Origin of the sequence: Vallitalea sp. (assembly GCF_025211055.1) — a bacterium.
In the GTDB taxonomy this organism is placed as follows: Bacteria; Bacillota; Clostridia; order Lachnospirales; family Vallitaleaceae; genus Vallitalea.
Genome location: NZ_JAOARO010000096.1, coordinates 1 through 22,055, shown reverse-complemented (window position 1 = coordinate 22,055; position 22,055 = coordinate 1). Strand labels below are relative to the sequence as shown.

The window sequence follows — 22,055 nt, the reverse complement described above, 5'->3', positions numbered from 1 at the left end:
ATTTGCATATAAGAACTTAATAATTAAATATCTAAATTAAATAGTGGGAATAATGAAATGAAAATTATATAAAATATTTTGCAAGTGGTGTGAAATGGATGTATAATATAAAATGAATTGTCAAAAAAGGAATAGAATATAGTAAGGATAAGGAAAACGTAGATATATTATTAGGAGGAAAAGTATTCATGTCAAAGATAAAAGTTATGAGTATCTTTGGAACAAGACCAGAAGCAATAAAAATGTGTCCTGTTGTCAAAGCTCTAGAAAAAAATGAACATACAGAAAGTATCGTATGTGTTACAGCTCAGCATAGAGAAATGTTAGACCAAGTACTTGAAGTATTTAACTTAGAACCTGACTATGATCTTAATATCATGAAAGAGAGACAGACACTAGCACAAATCACAACAAGAGCACTAGAGGGGCTTAACAATATTATTAGCGAAGTAGAACCGGATATAGTTCTCGTACATGGGGACACAACAACAACTTTCATTGGATCTTTGGCTGCATTTTATAATAAAATAAAAGTTGGACATGTAGAAGCAGGACTAAGAACATATAATAAATATGAACCTTTTCCTGAAGAAATGAATAGAAAACTTACAGGATGTTTGGCAGATCTACATTTTGCCCCTACTGATACAGCTAAAGGACACTTGTTAAAAGAAAATATATCAAAAGATAATATCTTTGTAACAGGTAATACAGTTATAGATGCCCTTAGTACTACAATTAGGGATAATTATAAATTTGGAAATGATTTACTTAATCATTTGGACTACAATAATAAAAAGATTATTGCCATGACTGCTCATCGTAGAGAAAATCTTGGTGAACCACTAGAAAACATATGCAATGCTGTACTTAGAATAGTTGAAGAACATGAAGATGTAGAAGTTGTATATGCGGTACATCTGAATCCAGCTGTTAGGGATGTGGCTCATAAGATATTAGGAAAGCATGAAAGAGTACATTTAGTAGAACCTCTTGAAATGCAGGATATGCATAATCTTTTAAACAACTCCTACTTGGTTTTAACTGATTCAGGAGGATTACAAGAAGAAGTACCTTCAATGGGTAAACCTGTATTAGTTCTTAGGAATGTTACAGAAAGACCAGAAGGTGTAGAAGCTGGTACATTAAAATTAGTTGGTACCGAAGAAAATACTATTTATGAATTTACAAAATCATTAATTGAAGATGCTGACGAATATAATAAGATGGCGAATGCTGTTAACCCTTATGGGGATGGAAAAGCATCAAGTAGAATTGTTGATATTATCATAAATAGTTTAAAATAGATGCATTAATATGTCTATCTTTTTCTGTTTTTTCATAGGTTTTCTAAATTCATAGGTAATATGATAGAAATTGTAAAAAAATAGATATTACTGTAGACATATGATTAAATCATGCGTATAATACTTTATTAAGAGGGAGAAACTTATGAAGTTTGATCCGAATATAATGAAAAGCTTATCTTTAATAACTCAAATAGGTTTTTTAATGGCAATACCTATTATTGGTTGTATTTTGTTTGGAAACTTTTTGGACAGGATACTTAGTACTGGAGTACTATTTCTAATTATTTTTACAATATTGGGTATGTTAACAGCCTTTCGCAATTTATACGTCATAGCTATGAAAAGTAGTAAAAAGAGAAAGAAGGACTCTTGATATGAACTCAGAAAAATCAATATTAATTCCACTAACTATTAAAATCACAATCATTGTAGTCCTTTCATTTGCAATAGGTCTGTTTTTTGTAAAAGATATTTTAGCTTATGGTAAAGGTTTGGCTCTTGGAGGAATATTTTCCATTCTTAAGTTAAAACTAATGGAAGTAACATTTAAAAAAGCATTGGAAAAACCTCCAAAAGATGCTAGTAGATATGCACATTTTCATTATTTTTTAAGGTATTTATTAACTATTTTAGTATTAGTTGTTGGAGCATTAGAACCAACAATTAATTTAGTAGGTATTATTATTTCACTTGTATCTGTGAAATTAGCCGCATATTGGCAAGGATACATAGAAAAACCTACGCCAAAAGATGGCTCTATACAGTTCCTAGAATGGGAAGATGAAGAAGAAGAGTCAGATTTTTAACGTTTCCTATATGGAAAGGAGGGTTAATTAATGGATATTGGTATTCATCATGTTAAAACCATAAAGATCTTTGGTTTTGACCTATGGATTACTGAATCAATGGTAAATGTATGGCTTATTGGACTTGTTCTAATAGTTATTGCATTAATCGTAAGAAGAACTATATTAAAACCTAAAAAAGTTCCAGCAGGTGTTCAAAATGTTATTGAATGGATTGTTGAATTATTAGATAACTTTACAGTATCTACGATGGGTGAAAATGGTAGAAAGTTCTCTTCTTTCTATGGTTGTATGTTCATATTCATTTTGATTTGTAATTTATCTGGTTTATTATTAGGTCCTAACTTCAATAATGGAAAATTAGGTTTTGGTTTCCTAAGACCGCCTACAGCTGATGCATCAGTTACATTTGCATTATCACTCATTACATTTTTCATGGTGCAGGGTTATGGAATTAAAGTAAAAGGTGTTGGAAAATGGGCTAAAGGTTTAACAGAACCCTTATGGCCAATGACGCCACTTAATATTATTGGAGAACTTGCTAATCCAGTATCACTAAGTTTCCGTTTGTTCGGAAATATACTTGGTGGTACGATTATTATGACTTTATATTATAATTTACCTTGGTTTGCACTTATTGGTGTACCAACAGCATTACATGGATATTTTGATGTTTTTGCAGGTGTATTGCAGGCATTTATATTTGTTATGTTAAGCATGACTTTTGTATCAAGTGCTATGGAATAAAATCTAAATTCACAAGATATTAATATTAAGTTTTATAAAAACAAGTGAGGTGAGGTCATGAACGGCATACTTGATTTGCTAATAGGTTGGATGGCACATGTTGATAAAAGAGCATTAATCCTAGCCTTTTCAGCAATTGGTGCTGGTATAGCTATGATAGCAGGGATTGGCCCAGGAATAGGTCAAGGATTTGCTGCTGGTAAAGCTGCTGAAGCAGTTGGAAATAATCCAGAAGGTGGAAGACCAGCGACAATCGTTATGCTATTAGGTTCAGCAGTAGCCGAAACATCAGGAATATTTTCTTTGGTAATAGCCATTATTATGTTATTCGCTAATCCTTTGGTAACACGTGAAGGAATTGGAATAGTATTAGCAGCCAGTGCAATTGGTGCTGGGCTTGCAATGGTAGCAGGAATTGGTCCAGGAATAGGACAAGGATTTGCTGCAGGTAAAAGTGCAGAAGCAGTTGGAAAAAGACCTAAGTTACAAAGTCCTATAGTAAGAACTATGTTACTTGGTCAAGCAGTTGCTCAAACAACTGGTATATATGCACTGATTATTGCATTAGTATTATTATTTGTTAATGTTTTAAAATAAAAAATTATGGAATTAACAATAATATGAAAATTAATATTATAGGAGGATGTTAAAATGGAACAAATCGATGGAAAAGCGTTAATCTTAGCATGTTCAGCAATAGGAGCAGGTTTAGCAATGATAGCAGGTATAGGTCCTGGTATAGGACAAGGTTTTGCAGCTGGTAAAGGTGCAGAAGCTGTAGGAAGACAACCAGGTGCTCAATCAGATATTTTAAGAACTATGTTATTAGGTGCAGCGGTAGCTGAGACAACAGGTATTTATGGATTGATTGTAGCGATTATTCTTTTATTTGCTAATCCACTAATCTCAAAATATATGAGTTTAATTGGCTAATAGAATGTGAAAGGGACTTACCCTTTCACTCCTTAACGAAAGGAGGAAAGAGAAGCTTATGTACTTAGTAGAAAGCTGGATTATAAACTTTGATGCTCAGATGGTAGCCTCAATTCTTCTACATGTTATAAGTGTACTTCTATTATTCTTTATTTTAAGTAAATTATTATTTAATCCAGTACGAGAAGTCTTGAAGAAAAGAAAAGACGGTATTGCCAAAGAATATGATTTCATTAAAGATGAAAAACAAAAAGCTACTGGGCTTGAAAAAGAATATAGAGATAAATTAGCTAATATTAATAAAGAAGCTGACAAAATTTTAGAAGAAGCTAGAAAGAAAGCTCAATTAAAAGAACGTGAAATTATTAAAAACGCTGATGAAGAAGCGGCTAGACTTATGGCTAGAGCTAACAAAGAGATAGAACGAGAAAAAGACAAAGTTAAAGATGAAATTAAAGTTGAAATGATAGAAGTTGCTAAGATTTTGGCAAGCAAATTTGTAGCATCATCTATTGACAAAAAAGTAAGCGATAAATTATTAGAAGAAACTTTGGATTCAATAGGTGATAAGACATGGCTGAATTAATAGCTAAGAGATATGGAACAGCTTTGTTCGAGCTTGCCGTAGAAACAAATCAAGTAGACCTTGTAGAAGAACAACTAAAGTTGATTACAGAGATATTTCTTGCAGAAAAAGATTTTATGGGAGTATTAAACCACCCAAAAGTAGTAGTTGAAAACAAGATTGCTATGGTAGAAAATACTTTTAATAAAAAAATCATAAAAGAAATTTTAGGTCTTTTGGTTATAGCGATAAAAAAAGGAAGAGCTAATGACTTATTAGATATAATAGAGTATTGCCTTGATGAAATTGATAGTCTAAAAGGAAATGCAAAAGCTTATGTATCATCTGCGCAGGAGTTGACTAATGAACAGTTAGAAAGTATTAAAAACAAGCTTGAAGAGACTACAGGTAAAAAAATAATACTAATAACAAGCGTTGATGAAACTTTGATAGGCGGGTTAATGGTTCGAATAGGTGATAGAATTATTGATAATAGTATAAAAGGTAAAATAGAAGCTATTTCAAAAGAATTATACGCTATTCAGTTAGGTTAAAATGAATACACTTTATGTACAGAAAGGCGGTGGAACCTTACCATGAATTTAAGGCCTGAGGAAATTAGTTCAGTTATAAAAGAACAAATTAAAAGATATAAAACAGAACTAGAAGTAAGTGATGTTGGAACTGTTATCCAAGTTGCTGATGGTATTGCACGTATTCATGGTCTTGAAAAAGCGATGGCTGGAGAGCTGTTGGAATTTCCAGGTGAAGTATACGGAATGGTACTTAACCTAGAACAAGACAATGTTGGTGCAGTTTTGATGGGTTCTGATAAAAATATTAGTGAAGGCGATATTGTAAAAGCAACAGGAAGAGTTGCAGAAGTTCCAGTTGGAGATGCTCTAATTGGACGTGTTGTTAATGCATTAGGACAACCAATAGACGGAAAAGGTCCAATTAATACGGATACATACCGTGAAGTAGAGAGGGTTGCACCTGGTGTAATAACTAGAAAATCAGTTGATACTCCATTACAAACAGGTATAAAAGCCATTGACTCAATGGTTCCTATTGGAAGAGGACAACGTGAATTAATCATTGGAGATAGACAAACAGGTAAGACTGCTATATCGATTGATACTATAATCAATCAAAAGGGACAAGACGTATTATGTATATATGTTGCAATTGGTCAAAAAGCCTCAACTGTAGCAGGAATTGTTAAGACATTAGAAGAAAATGGTGCAATGGATTATTCTACAGTTGTTGCCGCTACAGCATCTGAGCTTGCTCCATTACAATATATTGCTCCATATGCAGGGGTAGCAATTGGTGAAGAATGGATGGAAAACGGTAAGGATGTACTTATTATATATGATGATTTATCCAAACATGCAGTTGCTTATCGTGCACTGTCATTACTACTTAGAAGACCACCTGGACGTGAAGCTTATCCTGGTGATGTATTCTACCTACATTCAAGACTTCTAGAAAGAGCCGCAAAACTTTCAGACGAGTACGGTGGAGGTTCAATCACAGCTTTACCAATTATTGAAACACAAGCAGGGGATATCTCCGCATATGTTCCAACAAATGTTATCTCAATTACAGATGGACAGATCTTCCTAGAAACAGAGTTGTTTAATGCTGGTGTTCGTCCTGCGATTAACCCAGGATTATCTGTATCAAGGGTTGGTGGTGCTGCACAAATAAAAGCTATGAAGAAGATAGCCGGACCTATTCGTGTTGAGTTGGCACAATATAGAGAACTGGCAGCATTTGCACAGTTTGGATCTGATTTAGATAAAGAAACGAAAGCAAGACTTGACCAAGGTGAAAGAATCATTGAAGTTCTAAAACAACCTCAATACAAGCCTATGTCAGTAGCACATCAAGTAATAATACTATATGCTGCTACAAAAAAATATTTAATGGATATTCCTGTATCCAGTATTCTAGACTTTGAAGCAAAGCTTATTGAATTTGTAGATACAAAATACCCTGAGCTTGAAAAAGATATCAAAGGTAAAAAAGGACTAGATGAAGAACTGGATGGAAAAATTGCTTCAGCTATTGAAGAGTTTAAGAGTGGATATAAAAACCTAAGTAAAGAGGTGTGATTCCATGGCATCCATGAGAGATATCAAGTTAAGAAGAAATAGTATACAAAGTACCCAAAAGATTACAAAGGCCATGAAGTTAGTAGCTACTTCCAAGCTTCAAAAAGCTAAAACAAGAGCTGCCGAGTCAAGACCATTCTTTGATAAGATGAGAGAAACAATAGGTTCTATATTAGATAAAAGTAATACAGTCAATCATCCTTATTTAACTCAAAGAGAAGTTAAGAGTAGAGGATATATTGTTATTACATCCAACAAAGGTCTTGCAGGTGGATATAACTCCAATGTGGTGAAACTTGTCATGAAAAACTCAGAACCTAATGATTCCAAAATAGTTGCAGTAGGAAAAAGAGGTGCTGATAACTTCAGACGAAATGGCTATGAAATACTTGAACAATATAACGATGTTATAGAACAACCTATATATAAAGATGCAATATTAATTGGCGAAAAGATGTTAAAAATGTATACCGAAGGTATCATTGATGAGGTTTATATAGCATATACTTCTTTTGTTTCTGCGCTTACACAAGAAGCTGAGCTTATTAAAGTTCTTCCTGTAGATACGGAAGAATTTATAGGAACAGGTGAAAAAAGCAGTGATATGATGACATATGAACCATCACCAGAAGAAGTACTTGAACAAGTTATTCCAAAATATATTAATAGTATTATTTTTGGAGCACTTAGAGAATCGGTAGCTAGTGAACATGGTGCAAGAATGACCGCCATGGACTCAGCTACAAATAACGCCACTGAAATGATTGATGACTTATCCCTTGAATATAATAGAGCTAGGCAGGCATCTATTACTCAAGAACTATCAGAAATTGTTGGTGGTGCAGAAGCGCTTAAGTAAAGGAGTGAAATAATAGATGGCAGAACAAATAGGTAAAATCACTCAAATTATTGGTGCCGTTTTGGATATAAAATTCAGTGGACATCTTCCAGCTCTATACAATGCCATTGTAATTAAAAAAGCTGATGGATCAGACCTTATAGTAGAGGTTGCTCAACATCTTGGTGATGACATTGTAAAATGTATAGCCATGGGTCCAACTGATGGACTATCAAGAGGAATGGAAGCAGTTGATACTGGAAATCCAATAACAGTACCAGTTGGTGAAAAGACCTTAGGTAGAATATTTAATGTTACAGGGCAAGCGATTGATAATAAACCAGCACCAGAGACAAAGCATAGCTGGCCTATTCATAGAGAAGCACCAAAATTTGAAGAGCAAGTAACTGAAACTGAAATACTAGAAACTGGAATAAAAGTTGTTGATTTATTATGCCCTTACCAAAAAGGTGGTAAAGTAGGTCTTTTTGGTGGTGCAGGGGTAGGTAAAACAGTACTTATCCAGGAATTAATACGTAATATTGCAACAGAGCATGGTGGATATTCAGTATTTACCGGTGTTGGTGAGAGAACAAGAGAAGGAAATGACTTATACCATGAAATGGCAGAATCAGGAGTTCTTGATAAGACTACCATGGTGTTTGGACAGATGAATGAGCCACCAGGAGCGAGAATGCGTGTTGGATTAACAGGTCTTACAATGGCAGAGTATTTCCGTGATGAAGGTGGACGTGACGTATTATTATTCATTGATAATATTTTCCGTTTTACACAAGCAGGATCTGAAGTATCAGCCTTACTTGGACGTGTTCCTAGTGCGGTTGGTTATCAGCCAACACTTGCTACAGAGATGGGTGCATTACAAGAACGTATTACATCTACTAAGAGCGGTTCCATAACATCCGTTCAAGCAGTATATGTACCAGCGGACGACTTGACTGACCCAGCTCCAGCAACTACATTTGCTCACCTTGATGCAAAGACAGTATTGTCCCGTGATATTGTTGAACGTGGTATCTACCCAGCAGTAGACCCACTTGATTCAAGTTCAAGAATTCTTTCACCTTTGGTTGTAGGTGAGGAGCATTATGATGTTGCAAGACGTGTACAAGAAATACTTCAGAGATACAAAGAATTACAAGACATCATTGCAATTCTAGGTATGGATGAGTTATCAGAAAACGATAAGATTATTGTTGCAAGAGCAAGAAAGATTCAATATTTCTTATCACAACCATTCTTTGTAGCAGAGAATTTTACTGGTAAAGAAGGAAAATATGTACCACTAAAAGATACAATTCAAGGATTTAAGGAAATTCTTGATGGTAAACATGACAATATATCTGAAAATGCATTCTTAATGGCAGGTAGCATTGATGATGTTTTAAGCAGAGTATAGTAGGTGATTAGATGGCTAATAATAAATTTTTATTACAAGTTGTTACACCAGAACGAATATTCTATGAAGATGATGTTGAACGTGTAGAATTTAAAACCAGTGAAGGAGATATTGGAGTATATGCTAATCATATACCTCTAACTACGCCAGTGGTTAGTGGGATGATGGTTATCAAGAATGATTCCAAAGTAGAAAAAGCTGCAATCCATAAAGGTTTTGTAGAAATAACTCCTGAAAAAGTGACAATTCTAACAGATGCGGCAGAATGGCCCTATGAGATAGATATAAAAAGAGCCGAAGAAGCTAAGCTTAGAGCCGAAAGAAGACTTAAGGCTGATAAAGCTGAACTCAATGAGATTAGGACTAAAGCTGCTCTAGCTAGGTCCGTTGTTAGAATTGAAGTTAGTAAATATGATGATTCTGATAAATAGATAATAAGAATGATGATAATACCCATAGATATAACACTTATAAAAGTGTTTAATCTATGGGTATTTTTATGTTGAGACTAAACTAATGTTTTATGGGGAAATTTTCCTAATAAAAATCGTGGGTTAATTTGATGGTTTCTATCAATTATTATAAGTAAAATGCCGATATATAATTGAAAAAGATTTTTATGTTATTTTCTAGAAACAGAGATAATTATTTATAATTATATACTGATGAAATAGATTAGATATATGTATCGAGTACGCTTAGGCTTTGATATTAAAGGTTTGGTACTGGATACAAGATTAAATATGAACAAATAACATTAATAAGGGGGATAAATGATGAATAAAAGAAAAGGTTTGTGGATAACTTCAATGTGTTTAGTAGTTTTTTTATTTGTAGCTATTTTTAATCTAAGTAATACAAATATTATTAAAGCCGCATCAGATCTAGGCTTTGAATGGAAAAAAAATGATACTATGGATAAGTTATTAAAAATAGTAAGTAATAAAGCTGGTGACGATGAAGTTCTTATTAACTGGAAGTTAAATGAGTATGGATTGTATACATTAGAATATTATCTTACGGATAAGATAAAAACACAAGTTACATTTGAACATCAAGTTAATCAGTTAATTGTAAAATATAATATGATAAAGATTGATACAACAAAGAATACTGAAACTAGTATAACAGAAACAGAATTTGATAAATCATTTGCTAAGATGAATTATACTTTGCTTGTACCTCAATTAGAGTCTATAACAAAAAAAGATGGGTTATTTGATGGAGATTCCTTGAAATTTACTATTATAAAGGGAGCAAGTTCTAAGTATCCAGGAGCATCATTTGTTATTAATAATTTACCAGTTAGATTTAGATGGAATATGCAGACAAAAACAGTGAGCTTTCTTACAAAAGGTATTCAGAAAGGCTGTATTGTACCATTTGAAATAACTACACCAGATACGACAAAAGAAAAATTACAATTATTAAAAGCATTTAATAACTTTAAGATAGTACCAACACATTGGGTAAAGGATACAAATAATAATACAAATAAAGATATTGAGACCATAGAAATACCAAGTGATTCTAACATACGCCCAGGTAGTAAACCCGGTCTTAGAATTACTTTTGATAGACCAAAGATATTTAATACAGATAATGATAAATTACAATATGAAATTGCAACAATAGACGAATTGAAAAAAGCTGATGGTAAATTTATTAATGCTGTTTTAGCACTAAAAGATATTAGAGATAATGGGGATAATACTGATATTATAATACCTATGGATGTAAACGATGGAAAATTTATTAATCCGCCTAATTTAACTACTGGGAACAATAAGTTAGCAGAATTTGATTATAATTCAGTAACAGGAACATATACAATTGAGTTAGTTAAAGATAGGTCAGAACTTCATAATGATGCAAATATTGCACTGAAAAGTTTCTTGCAATGGGATGACTTAGGAGCAAGTAGAGTATATACAGCAGCTATTACCTTAGAAGAAAGCCCTAATTATCAGTTTAATCAATATGAGCCTACCAATAAGTATGCTTATACATATTTAGATTACATTGTAAAAAGAGCAAGTATGGATGATGCATATCTGGATATAGTGCCATATGCAGGTAGTAATGCAGATGATTTAGAATATACTATCTATCATAGTAAAACAAAAAAATCAAAATTTGATGATGATGATATATGGTTAAAACACTATCACAAAAAAGAAAATTCAGATCTTAATATATACATACCAGTTCCATTTAAGAATGGAAGTACTCAAGAATTCTATCAAGTAGGTATTCAGTTTGCAGGATCACCTCTTAGATCTCAAACAATAAAATATGTACCTACAAAAGACAAAAATGTGCCGCCTCCAGTACCAAGAATTAAGGAAATTAAGAATCTAGCTGTTGTTCCACCTGACGACCTAAATTCTACTAACCCTGATAAAGTACAATTTGACTTAACGTGGCATGCCCCTGATAAAGATTTATTAAATAATATGCTGTCAGAAACGAACAGTGCTATATATTACGAGATGTTATTCAATGATATACCTACAGAAGAAACAAATAATAAATACACAATTACAAAAGTCTTTAAGGTATATAAGGATGGAGCAAATATCAAAGTAGAAGAAGTTGATTCAGGAATGGAAAAAGCTACTCCATCGACAATATCGGGATATCAATATGGATATAATGCTAATGAAAATTTATTCCAAATCAAAAATATTGTTATTAGAGGTGAATACAAGGGTAGTCCATTAGCTGATAAACCAACAATCTGGTCAAAACCAATAAAAAAAGATTTGGGTAATAAAATAGTACCTTATACAAAATCCGAAGAAGCAGCTAGTGAATATGATTATGAATTTCCAGGAATTAATTTTATTAAAATGAGATCGGTATATATCATTCCTACAGGTGGAGTAGGACAAAGTGACCGCTCTATTGCAGATAGCATTTCACTTAGTATGTTAAGATATGACATACCCATGGTTGGAAACATTAATTATACCCCAAGAATTACCACGGAGCAACAACCAAGAGTAGGTCTTAATGTAAAATTCAAACTTGTTGATATTAAGAATTATAATGATCATATGATTTCACCAATTAATAAAAAAATTAAAAATATCAATTACAGGATATATATATCTAAAGATAAACAGAAGATATTAAAGCTAGATTCATTGATGACAACTATTGGTGATGTAGAAAAAATATTAGATTTAGATAATGCGGATAGAGAAAAGGAAAACGGAGTATATAAAATAGCTGATTACTCAGATGATATTGAGTTGACCCTAGATGAAATAGATAAACTAAGGTCTAATAATATACTTTATAGTGATATACAGACTAAGCCTACAGATGCAGGATTTGGAGAATTAAAACTATTGAATCTAGACCCTAATACTAATTACTATATAAGAATTGTGACTAAGTTAGATATTTGTAATGTGACGAACTTAAATGTTATTGTTGATAAGAGACGTTCAGAACCTTCTAGCATGTTAAGTACTACATCACCAGTTGTTCCATCTAACCCTGGAGATAATGAGTTAATACCATTAGCTCCAGAGAATATGGAAGTAAAGCATTTAGATGATAGCATGATTTCTGGGAAAATATCATGGGAGTTCCCTTCAGAAATTGAATTAGTAGAAGATAAATACGGTTTTGAATTAATCAGTATTGAGAATAAATCCTTGCCAAAATCATTAGGTAGTGGAAAGATGTTACAAGACATATTTGATTCAAAACTACTAACAGGTGTAGTTATAGAAGGATGGAGACTATATGTAAAAGATAAAAAATATATTTTAAAATATTATGATAAAAATACAAAAACATGGATTGATGCTAAACAGACATTCAAAGTTAAGGACAATAAGATTAGTATAATTGATAATAATAATCTATCTAACAAAGTATATTATTACTACGTACGTACAATAAGAATTGAGTCTGAGATTCCCAAATCAGCTTCTGCTTGGGTGGCGGATTCATTGACAACTGCTCCTATTAGAAGACCAATCAATTTAATTGTAGACCATAATTCTAAGTATTCTTATGACCCTAAAAGAGAAACGGTAATAAGATTTGATGCCCCTATACCAACTGATTATAACACTACAGGTAATTATGGTATAGAAATATTTGTAAAAGGCGATAAAGATACTGATTATAGTAATACAAAATATAGTAACTACTATTTAGAGCAGGTAAAAGGTGCTAATGATGGTTATACAAGGGTATTCTATAAGATTAGTGGATTAAAACCTGGAACTACCTATAGCATAAAAGTAAGGATAGAAGATAGAACTAAGCCCCAAGATACATTACCTAATGGGGATAAAGTATATCCAAGGTCTAGTTTTTCAGATAGAGTTAGTACACGTACAGAATTTAATCAGAAAGATTATGATAAAGAAAATAAATATATAGGGTATATCAAGTATTATGAAGACAAAGCTCAGGAACTTATAAAAAAATCTTATTGGGAAATTGAAAAAGATGATAAGAAACAAGTTATAAAATATCGCCAAGACTATAATATTGGAGATCTAAAATATGTAAAAGAAGGAAATTACTATTTGGTAGATGCAATAAAAGGTGTACAAGAGTATTATTTACCAGCTAAGATGATTGAGACTGCTAATGATAATGGAATAACTATCATGATTAAATTTCCAAATGGTGATTTAGGTATCAGACCATATGCTTTATCAAAAGATAAGACAGCTGAAATACTAGATAAGATTGATGAGATTAATAAGTATAGTAGTTCTACCAGAGATTATTATGTCAGATTAGTCATGAACATTGGGGAATATAAAGATAAGATAAATGGAAAGTTACCATCAACTAATCTTTTGAATTATGATGTTCAGGTAGTAGGTAGTAATATCTCAGAAGATGATTTGGAAAAATTAATTATACAGAAGTTTGAGAAGACAGTTGAAAGTAAAAAAACTTATCTTATAAAGCAATTAGATAAAGAGTTAGAGTCAGGTATTGACGATGCAAAATTATTGAAAATAGTAACTGATACTCTAAAACTAGTAAAAGAGACTCATAGAACTAATATTAAAAGCATGATGAAAAGTTATATTCAGACTAAATATAGTACAGTAAATGAATTTAATCAAAGTATTAGAATGACATTTAATGTTGGAAAGATTAATGATACTTTACAAGGTTATAGAAGAGATGGAAGTTCATTTACTAGGATTAATAGTGATAACTATGGTGGTTCATATAATATTGAAACATATAAAACAGGTTCTTATCTGTTTACACCAAAGTCAAATATGTATAGTAAATTAGATAATATATATAACGGTATGGTTACTGATTTGGTAACCCAGTATAGATTGACAGATATCTTTAACAGTGGTGAACTTAGTAATCTTAATTATAAAGTATACAACTACCAATTATTATCAGCTACAGCTAGAGTGTTAGGAGCTGAAAAAGGCTATGATAATAAAAAATGGTTAAAAGAACAAAATATTGATATTCCTGTAGATGATATGTATGGGCATATGAGAAAAGATGAGGTTATGTATATATTCATGCAGGCTTATTCAATAAAAAATAACCTTAACTTAGATAGTATTAATGTTACTGATTATAACATTATTGAAGACGCTGATGATATTCAGGAAGAATATAGAGATGTACTTATTAAAGGAGTTAATTTAGGTATAATCAAATTGACAGATGGTAGATTATTACCTAATAAAGAAGTTGTTACAGAAACAGTTTTAGAAATGTTGACAAGGATCAATAATAAGATTGATTGGTAGGAGGAAAATAGATGAAGAAGAAATTAATATGTTTAGCGATAATTATATGCATGTTTGTCCAACCAATTAGGGTAATGGCCAATGTACAGATACCCGTGAAAGATATATCAATTGATGATGTTTATTATATTATTGGACAGGATGTTGTTACTGGGAAACCTATCATTAGACCTACTATGACAGTCAGCTGGCAGGTACCAGATAAATGGGGTCCTGCACCAAATTTAGCAGATGTACATGATCCAGACTTTTATGAACTGAAAGTAAATAATAAAACTTCTAGAGTTGATAAGAAAATTAAAATTGATTCAGGATCAGAGGAGTTTAATAAAAAGAGTATTAAAGTTCATGATAAAATAGTATTAAATACTGGTTCTTTATATGAAGTATTTATACAACCGTACCACTATCATAAAAAAGTAGTTGATGGAAAAATAACACAGGTTCTTGCACCTACAACTGGGACGGCGAAGACAGTATATGCTATAACAGATATTAATGTAGAATTAATACCAGAGGATGACAGTATTGAGGTTGTATGGGATGATATTGGAATAGATACATTTGAATATCGAATAGTATATGCTGTTGGGGATTATTCTAATAAGACAAAACAAGAGCTTATTGATAACAAAGAAGGAGAAATCAATAATCTTACTGTAAAATCTGGTAAAATACAGCAATATTATGATAATGTTAAAAAACGAAATCGCCTAAGATATAAATTAAAACAGAATATATATCCAGGACAAATATATTCCATAATGGTAGAACCTGTGACTGAGTATTATGATAGTAAACCATTGGTTAAGAACGTCAATTATCCTTACATATGGACATGTTCAACTAATATAGATCTTAAGGTGTTCGAGGATGGAGAATATGTAAGATTAGAATGGAACATACCAGCAAGTTTTAAAGTAGGTCAGGATCAAAGTGAATACGAATTAGTTGAGGCAAGATTAGTTGAATACATTAATGACCAACCTAGGAATATAGCTATATTCGATAAAGATGCTGCTAAGATGGAGTATTATCGTGTAAGAAAACCTAATAAGTCTGTGGAATATCAATTACAATTATGTTATAAAGCCGTAGGAGATTCTAATAAGATACCCATTAAGCCTAAGTCAAAAAAAATTCCATTTGTACCTTTGGCAATGAATATTAAACCAACTAAACCGGCAGTTCCTAACTTAATGACTAAAGCAATACTTGAAACTCTTAAGACCAAGCCATTAAATGAAATAAAGAATGAGCTGGAAAAGAAATACTTAGTTCAAGGAGATTCATATAATGACAACATTAGTGATTTGTTAGAAGCTAAACGTACTTTTAATGTAGTTGAAGCAGGAGATTCCATAAATTTTGTATGGGGGGCGTTCAAAAGAAAAGATGTTGTTAGTAGTTCACCTACCTATGGTAAGTTAATTACTGATACAGATGTTTATTATGATATATACGTTACTAGAGATTTGGAGTCATTAGCAGGAGCTAAAAAGATAGTTGATAATCAAAAGTACGGAGATAATTCAACTAATAATATATTAAAGAATACCAGTAATGAAATTATAGGTTTTAAATATAACTTAGAACGCTATTATGATAAAGATAAATCGGAACTGCAAAAAATAACACCTGGAAGTTTATATTACATAAAGATAGTAGCTAAAAAAAAATGGGGTGATAAAGAAAATGCTTCAGAGCCAACTATTGTATCACTTTACTATGGATATAACGGAGACTCTTTTGAACCGCCATCAGTTGCAAAACCACCTCTAAAGGTAAAGGATAAAGATACAACCACAACAGAAGTTGCTATTCAATGGAAAGAAAAATGGTGGGAGGTTATTGCTAAGGATACAGCAACATACTCTACTCTTTCTAGCTGGACTAATCAAGTTTGGGTGGTAAATGATAATGGTACAGCGAAAATCTATACCAAATATGTTGAAGGAGCAGAATATTTTCCTATTTATAATGAGGAAAATGAAATTACTAGATTAACTAATTATGTAAAGAACATAGACAGTGTTAAGTATAAGGATTTTGAGTTATTAAGTAGAAAGATTGATTTAGGTAAAGATAAATTTGGTGTATCAGATGTTAAATATAAATTTTATAAGATTCCATATGCTCAAGTCCAAAAAGAAATTAATATACAAAAACAAAAGAATTCAAAGTACTCATTTGTGGATTATTATAATAAATTAGTTAGTGATGATAAAAAGGGAGTAAATAAAATAGGATGGGAGAATATTGAGGTTAAAAAAGATGTGGATGATGCTACCTATTTATACTATAAGCAAGATGGTTTGTTACCAAATACCTTATATCTTTTTATGGTATATCCATATAGAGAACTCAATTCTAAAAAATTAATATTAGCCCATTATCCTACACCAATTGTTGTTGCAACTAAACCAGAAGATTCCGTAGTTAATCCAGACCCAACTGTACCTAGTCTTTATATAAATGATTATACAGATACTACGATGACATTAACATGGAAATATGATACTAGTTTCAAATATGAGATTAGATATTCACTTAAAGAAGATGTAGAAGCAGCTAAGGTATGGGAATATAAATTGCCTAAAGATCCATTAGACGCACTTTATCCAACTGATGGAGCTTATTATGAAGTAACGGTGGATGATCTATTTCCTAATACCCAATATTATTTTTGGATTAGGAGTATTCAGCCAACTAATAATAATAAATCGCCATGGAGTAATGTAACTATAGGAACTACAAAAGATATAGATAATCCATTACCACCTAGAGGTATAGGTATTGCCTCAAGTGAGTCTATGAAAAAACATGATTATATTGACAGTGTAACAGAAGACTACATAGGCATAGAATGGCTTTTACATGCGGATGATAAACCTAAGCCAGAAGGTGATAAATCAACAATAAAGAAAAAGTTTACATATCTAATGGAAGTAGCGGATAATGGATTGTTTATTGATCCTATCTATATTGAAGTTGCTGGTGGAGAGGGAGACCTGAAACCTGATAACGTTGAAATACTAGAAAAATATTTGGTCAAGATAAATAAGCTTATTGGTAACAGGTTCTATTATGTTAGAATGAAGACTCGTGTAACTGTTACTGGACCAGAGAAAGGTCAGCTGATAGTTAAAGATTCACTTACCTTCTCTAATCCAATACGGGTTCTGACTAAATATTCTAATTCTGAATATGATGGTCATACAGACCCTGAATTAGAAATACTACCAGGTAAGGATTACGAACTTATATATGATAAAGAGAAAAAAGAGTTAACTTATAGATTTAGAAGTACTGGAACAGGACAAGATGATATGGCTGACAATAATGTGGATCAAAGACTTATTACTAATTTGATTAAACACAATACTTATGTATATGAGATAGATATATCAAAGTATAAAGATAATCCTATTGTTAAGAGGAAAGTGCTTATTCCACATACAGTTATTAAAGCTTTTGATTCTCATAGAGTCAAGATTCTAGTTAAAGCAGGAGATATGACTCTAGAAATGCCATACGAATCACTGAAAAGTGTTATTGATATGCAGATAACACAGTATGGAGCATCTCCAACCATCAGTATCAATATAGACCAATTCAGTAATTATTATATACCGGAACTTATGCCAGAAGATGCATTAGTTTCTGTAGGAATCCCTCAGAAATTAGGAATGTATATTTCAACGGATAAAGGTACTAATGAAATAAAGTATACGGATAAAGAAATGCTGATTAACGTAAAAGCTAAGCCTAGATATGGTTTGTATGGGAAAGATGTCATTACTTATAGAAAGGATTCAAAATATAAAAAGTGGCAGGAGATAGAAGGTAAATATAATACTTACTCTGGTAACGTTACATTTAACACAGGTTCATTAGGAGTCTTTGGATTATATATAACAGATCAAGAGAAAATGGATACAGTAACACCTACAGTTCCAACTCACTGGTCTGAAGTTGCAAGAAAAGAAATAGCTGGTAAATACAAGATTAGTGGACTTGATAATTATAATCCAGATAATAATATTACTGAAAATCAAATGTTAAATATTATGTATGGAGTATTAACTGAAGAAAGAAATATTGACTTGGCTAAATATATCAATAAGAATACTATGAGACATTTGACTAATTCTTTAATAAGTAAAACAGGTACTCATGACAAGGCAACAGTGTCAAGAGAAGCAGGATTCAATATGTTTATTAGGACTTATGAGATAATGAATGATAAATTAATCAAATATGACAGTGATGTTCTTAGTAATCTTAAGAAGGATTCCACTATAGATAGTACTTATAAGGAGAGTATTGCAAAAGCAATAAAGCTTGGATTGATTAGCAATGCGAATGATATAAGGGCAAAAGATAGTATGAAGTATGGAGAAGTATTTAGCATATGGTCCAAAATTGAGTGATAAAAAAGGTGTAGAAGGGAGGAATGAGTTTAATGAAAAAATATATCATACTACTTACAATTATAAGCAGTCTATTTATTAACACAATCATGGTGTCAGCTATTTCTAGTAGAGTAATATACAATTTTACTCAGGGTTCTGAAACTAAAGGAGAGATAGAACTATATTGGAATATTGATAATGATAACGAAGAAATACAAATAATAAGTTATTATTTGACTAAAGATAATGTTCTGGAAGTAACATATAGAGTTGGGAGTAATATTCCAAAAGGGTTTAATAAAATGACTATAGATAGAATTAATTTTCCAGTAAGAATCATCTTGAAAAAGCAAAAGGTCGAACAAGATATTCTAACGGATCTACCAGATGATAAAGTAAATAGATACGATATACTTAATTTATATGATAGAGGTATTATTAATGGTTATAAAGATAATACATTCAAACCTAATAATAATGTAGTTAGAGCTGAATTTTTTGCCATGTTGGCTGCGACTGCTGATTATGAGATTGATACCCAATCAGAATCCATCTTTAAAGATGTAGACAATGCTTTTTGGGGCAGGAAGTACATTATGACTTTAGCTAATAAAGGTATTATATCAGGAAATGGTAATGGGCTCTGTAATCCTAAGGGAGATATAACTATTGGTGAAGTATTGAAAATAATAGATAAGACATTCAGATTCCATGCTCAGTCAAGTAGTTTCAAAGCTCCTACAGTTAATCACTGGAGCAACGAGAATTTTGTCAATATGGCAAAAGCTGATATAGTCAGGGATATAGATACTTTCTATAATCCATATAAACCTAATATGAAGGCTACAAGACAACAATGTGCAACGATTTTGTCAAGAGTATTACAGACTATTTATACGATAAAATAATAATATTATATATAATAATTACTTGGTGTTAAGTGAATAAAATTTCTCCTAAGTGTTCATACTTTTAATATATTAAAGTATGAGATTGGGGGATTTTTTATGTTAAAGAAAATTACATGTATTATTCTGGTTTTTGCTGCTCTAATAGTGGCTAATGATGTAGAGAAGATGATTGTTAATGGTGAAGAAAAGTTACTAACAACTTTTAACGAAGTTAATTTTACTCTCTGTGAAACCGATTTGAATATATGGGGAGAATATAGTAAAAGTTATATGACTAAATCAGAAATGGAAAAGCTTGCTCTAGAAGTTGTAAATAAGCTGGGATTAGAACCAGAATATAATGAAGATTATAATTCTGAAGAATTCAAAAAAGTTTATAGTATCAATAAGAAAACAAAAGAAGCAGATACAACAATTAAAGTAGTTGAACTTGTAGAGGAAGTGGCTAATAATGGATTAAAAGTAGAGAATTATATAGTCATAAATATAGTTCTAAATGATAAGTGTGGTAGCATACTCTATTTCAGAGACAAGATCACTGAGATATTCAAAGAAATGGATATGGATGCGAGAGATAATCTTACTATCACAAGTAAGCATAAAGGTAAGTTAGATGAATCTAAGGCAAAAGAGATAGTTAAACAGATTGCAAATAAGATGAGTTGTAAGGTAAAAGATAGTTTCAAGACAGAAAACATATACAGCATTTATGGATATTCCAGATATATTGATGAACATATAATAACTGAAGGTGAAAAAATCAATGTTGATTTGGCATTGACTTATAATGAATTAGAAGATATGACCTATTTATATGCTGCTATTCCAGTTATAACCATTGATTATTAAAATATATTGATAAATTAAGAACCAAACCATTTTAAAAGCATATATTTATATTGACATATAAATTGGAGGATTTTAAAGTGGATAAATATAAAGACCCTTACCAATATTATTATAATCCATATTCTGTGACAGATGGAAGAGATGATACCTTTGGGTACGGTAATTATGGGTATAGAAAAAATGGTTCTATCCAAAATCGATATAATAAAAGTGGCTATGACAGAAAATATGACTCTGGAATATATATGAACCCTAATATGCAAGTTCCTATCCAAATGCCAGTAGAAGATTATAATGGTATGGATGAAATGGATAAAAAGAAAATGAGAGTCCTATATCCTGAAGTGTGCAAGAAAATTCAATATTACATTGATGAAGAATGCGATAAGATGGATTATAGTGGAAGTAACATGTATGATGATTATCCAGAAAAAGAGTTCATAGAAATGATAACAGATAAAATCTATGAAGCAGTAGAAAAAGATAATACAATAGATATAAAAGAATTTGCAGAAAAAATAGAGAGCAACAATATAGATAATAATGAAATAGAGCCTTCAAGCAAAAGATGCGGATTCTATAGGAAGCCTAATAGATGGTTAAGAAATACAATTCAAGTTATGCTAGTAAATGAAATGTATGGACGAAGATGTAGAAGATCTAGAAGAAGATGTTCCAGAAGACCAATATGTTATCCAAAACCATATTATTATAGATATCCTGACTTTTTTGAATAAGTTTAATAATATTGTAATACGTTTTCTTACAAAATGATCATTTTATGTAAATGAATCATAACCAACTTAATTTCCTCATGTAATAAATATGAATGAAGTAGGGAATAATAAAATAAATTTACTATATAAGTTAAATAACCAATAATATATTTTTATTGCTTATATTAAAAATTAATTTTGCGAGGAGTGACAGTTTGTGAAGTGTAAGGATTCGGATGTTTTTGCTCTTGAAAGTAGTATTGAAAAAATATTAAATACTGGTAAATGGAAAGATGTTAAAGAGATTGAGTCAGAATTAAAATCATCTGAAGAAGTGAAATGCAAGAATTGGTTCAATAGAAAAAATAATGATTTTAACAGTGAACATGCAGAAGAGTTGTTTTATAAAGAGTTAATGGATAGAATGTGCAAATTATTTCCCATGAAATATAAACATGACAATGAATCAGCTGGTTATGGTAGGATAATGGGCCATAATAATAGTATTAAATGAGGGGCTGTCGTTAAATAGACTAGCCCACACATAAAAAAAGTCAGTGTAACTCATTAGGAGTTAGGCTGACTTTTTTACAAGAAAAAAAGATGCCTAACGATAAACATCTTTTCTCCGCTACATATACATTGTATAATGTA

General features: G+C 31.4%; 18 protein-coding genes and 1 pseudogene. All 19 read left to right on the top strand.

Annotated features, from left to right (window positions below; translation table 11 throughout):
- The first annotated feature begins 188 nt into the window (after window positions 1-188).
- The 19 genes and pseudogenes from wecB to N4A55_RS15320 all read left to right on the top strand — a co-directional run bounded on the left by wecB (window position 189) and on the right by N4A55_RS15320 (window position 21,915).
- Complete coding sequence (gene wecB, locus N4A55_RS15410; protein ID WP_293758041.1) at window positions 189-1,307, top strand: non-hydrolyzing UDP-N-acetylglucosamine 2-epimerase; 1,119 nt, start codon at window positions 189-191, stop codon at window positions 1,305-1,307.
- Window positions 1,308-1,452: 145 nt separating this feature from the next.
- Window positions 1,453-1,683 (top strand): AtpZ/AtpI family protein, encoded by a 231-nt coding sequence (locus N4A55_RS15405; RefSeq protein ID WP_113673121.1) that lies wholly within the window; start codon window positions 1,453-1,455, stop codon window positions 1,681-1,683.
- A gap of 1 nt (window position 1,684) precedes the next feature.
- Window positions 1,685-2,116: an ATP synthase subunit I gene (locus N4A55_RS15400; RefSeq protein ID WP_293758037.1), complete on the top strand. Its 432-nt coding sequence runs from the start codon at window positions 1,685-1,687 to the stop codon at window positions 2,114-2,116.
- Between the two features lie 30 nt (window positions 2,117-2,146).
- Window positions 2,147-2,863 carry a F0F1 ATP synthase subunit A gene (gene atpB, locus N4A55_RS15395; RefSeq protein ID WP_293758035.1) on the top strand — a complete coding sequence of 239 codons (717 nt, stop codon included), beginning with the start codon at window positions 2,147-2,149 and terminating at the stop codon, window positions 2,861-2,863.
- Between the two features lie 90 nt (window positions 2,864-2,953).
- Window positions 2,954-3,208: pseudogene (locus tag N4A55_RS16960) on the top strand (ATP synthase Fo subunit C); the annotation flags it as partial.
- Window positions 3,185-3,460, top strand: coding sequence for an ATP synthase F0 subunit C (gene atpE, locus N4A55_RS16955; RefSeq protein ID WP_244971337.1), 276 nt, complete (start codon window positions 3,185-3,187; stop codon window positions 3,458-3,460). The pseudogene N4A55_RS16960 and the gene atpE (N4A55_RS16955), both read left to right, overlap by 24 nt.
- Window positions 3,461-3,514: 54 nt before the next feature.
- Entirely contained in the window at window positions 3,515-3,796 is a 282-nt protein-coding gene (gene atpE / locus N4A55_RS15380) for an ATP synthase F0 subunit C (protein WP_113673125.1), read from the top strand.
- A gap of 58 nt (window positions 3,797-3,854) precedes the next feature.
- A complete protein-coding gene (gene atpF, locus N4A55_RS15375; RefSeq protein WP_293758031.1) occupies window positions 3,855-4,382 on the top strand; it encodes a F0F1 ATP synthase subunit B in 528 nt (175 codons plus the stop codon).
- The gene (gene atpH, locus N4A55_RS15370) at window positions 4,370-4,915 is read left to right on the top strand and encodes an ATP synthase F1 subunit delta (RefSeq protein ID WP_293758029.1); all 546 of its coding nucleotides are present in this window, start codon (window positions 4,370-4,372) and stop codon (window positions 4,913-4,915) included. The genes atpF and atpH overlap by 13 nt, the downstream gene beginning before the upstream one ends.
- Before the next feature lie 42 nt (window positions 4,916-4,957).
- The gene (gene atpA / locus N4A55_RS15365) at window positions 4,958-6,481 is read left to right on the top strand and encodes a F0F1 ATP synthase subunit alpha (RefSeq protein ID WP_293758028.1); all 1,524 of its coding nucleotides are present in this window, start codon (window positions 4,958-4,960) and stop codon (window positions 6,479-6,481) included.
- Window positions 6,482-6,485: 4 nt separating this feature from the next.
- The gene (gene atpG, locus N4A55_RS15360) at window positions 6,486-7,340 is read left to right on the top strand and encodes an ATP synthase F1 subunit gamma (RefSeq protein ID WP_293758025.1); all 855 of its coding nucleotides are present in this window, start codon (window positions 6,486-6,488) and stop codon (window positions 7,338-7,340) included.
- A 16-nt stretch (window positions 7,341-7,356) separates the two neighbouring features.
- A complete protein-coding gene (gene atpD / locus N4A55_RS15355; protein WP_293758023.1) occupies window positions 7,357-8,739 on the top strand; it encodes a F0F1 ATP synthase subunit beta in 1,383 nt (460 codons plus the stop codon).
- Window positions 8,740-8,750: 11 nt separating this feature from the next.
- On the top strand, window positions 8,751-9,170 hold the full coding sequence (gene atpC / locus N4A55_RS15350) for an ATP synthase F1 subunit epsilon (protein WP_293758021.1): 420 nt from the start codon (window positions 8,751-8,753) through the stop codon (window positions 9,168-9,170).
- 345 nt (window positions 9,171-9,515) lie between these two features.
- Window positions 9,516-14,510, top strand: a complete 4,995-nt coding sequence (locus N4A55_RS15345) for a hypothetical protein (protein WP_293758019.1) — start codon at window positions 9,516-9,518, stop codon at window positions 14,508-14,510.
- Window positions 14,511-14,521: 11 nt separating this feature from the next.
- A complete protein-coding gene (locus tag N4A55_RS15340; RefSeq protein ID WP_293758016.1) occupies window positions 14,522-18,943 on the top strand; it encodes a fibronectin type III domain-containing protein in 4,422 nt (1,473 codons plus the stop codon).
- A gap of 32 nt (window positions 18,944-18,975) precedes the next feature.
- Window positions 18,976-19,833, top strand: coding sequence for an S-layer homology domain-containing protein (locus N4A55_RS15335; protein ID WP_293758014.1), 858 nt, complete (start codon window positions 18,976-18,978; stop codon window positions 19,831-19,833).
- A gap of 99 nt (window positions 19,834-19,932) precedes the next feature.
- Window positions 19,933-20,685 carry a YwmB family TATA-box binding protein gene (locus N4A55_RS15330; protein WP_293758011.1) on the top strand — a complete coding sequence of 251 codons (753 nt, stop codon included), beginning with the start codon at window positions 19,933-19,935 and terminating at the stop codon, window positions 20,683-20,685.
- A gap of 77 nt (window positions 20,686-20,762) precedes the next feature.
- Window positions 20,763-21,422 (top strand): hypothetical protein, encoded by a 660-nt coding sequence (locus tag N4A55_RS15325; RefSeq protein ID WP_293758008.1) that lies wholly within the window; start codon window positions 20,763-20,765, stop codon window positions 21,420-21,422.
- 196 nt (window positions 21,423-21,618) lie between these two features.
- Window positions 21,619-21,915 carry a hypothetical protein gene (locus N4A55_RS15320; RefSeq protein WP_293758005.1) on the top strand — a complete coding sequence of 99 codons (297 nt, stop codon included), beginning with the start codon at window positions 21,619-21,621 and terminating at the stop codon, window positions 21,913-21,915.
- Window positions 21,916-22,055 lie beyond the last annotated feature (140 nt).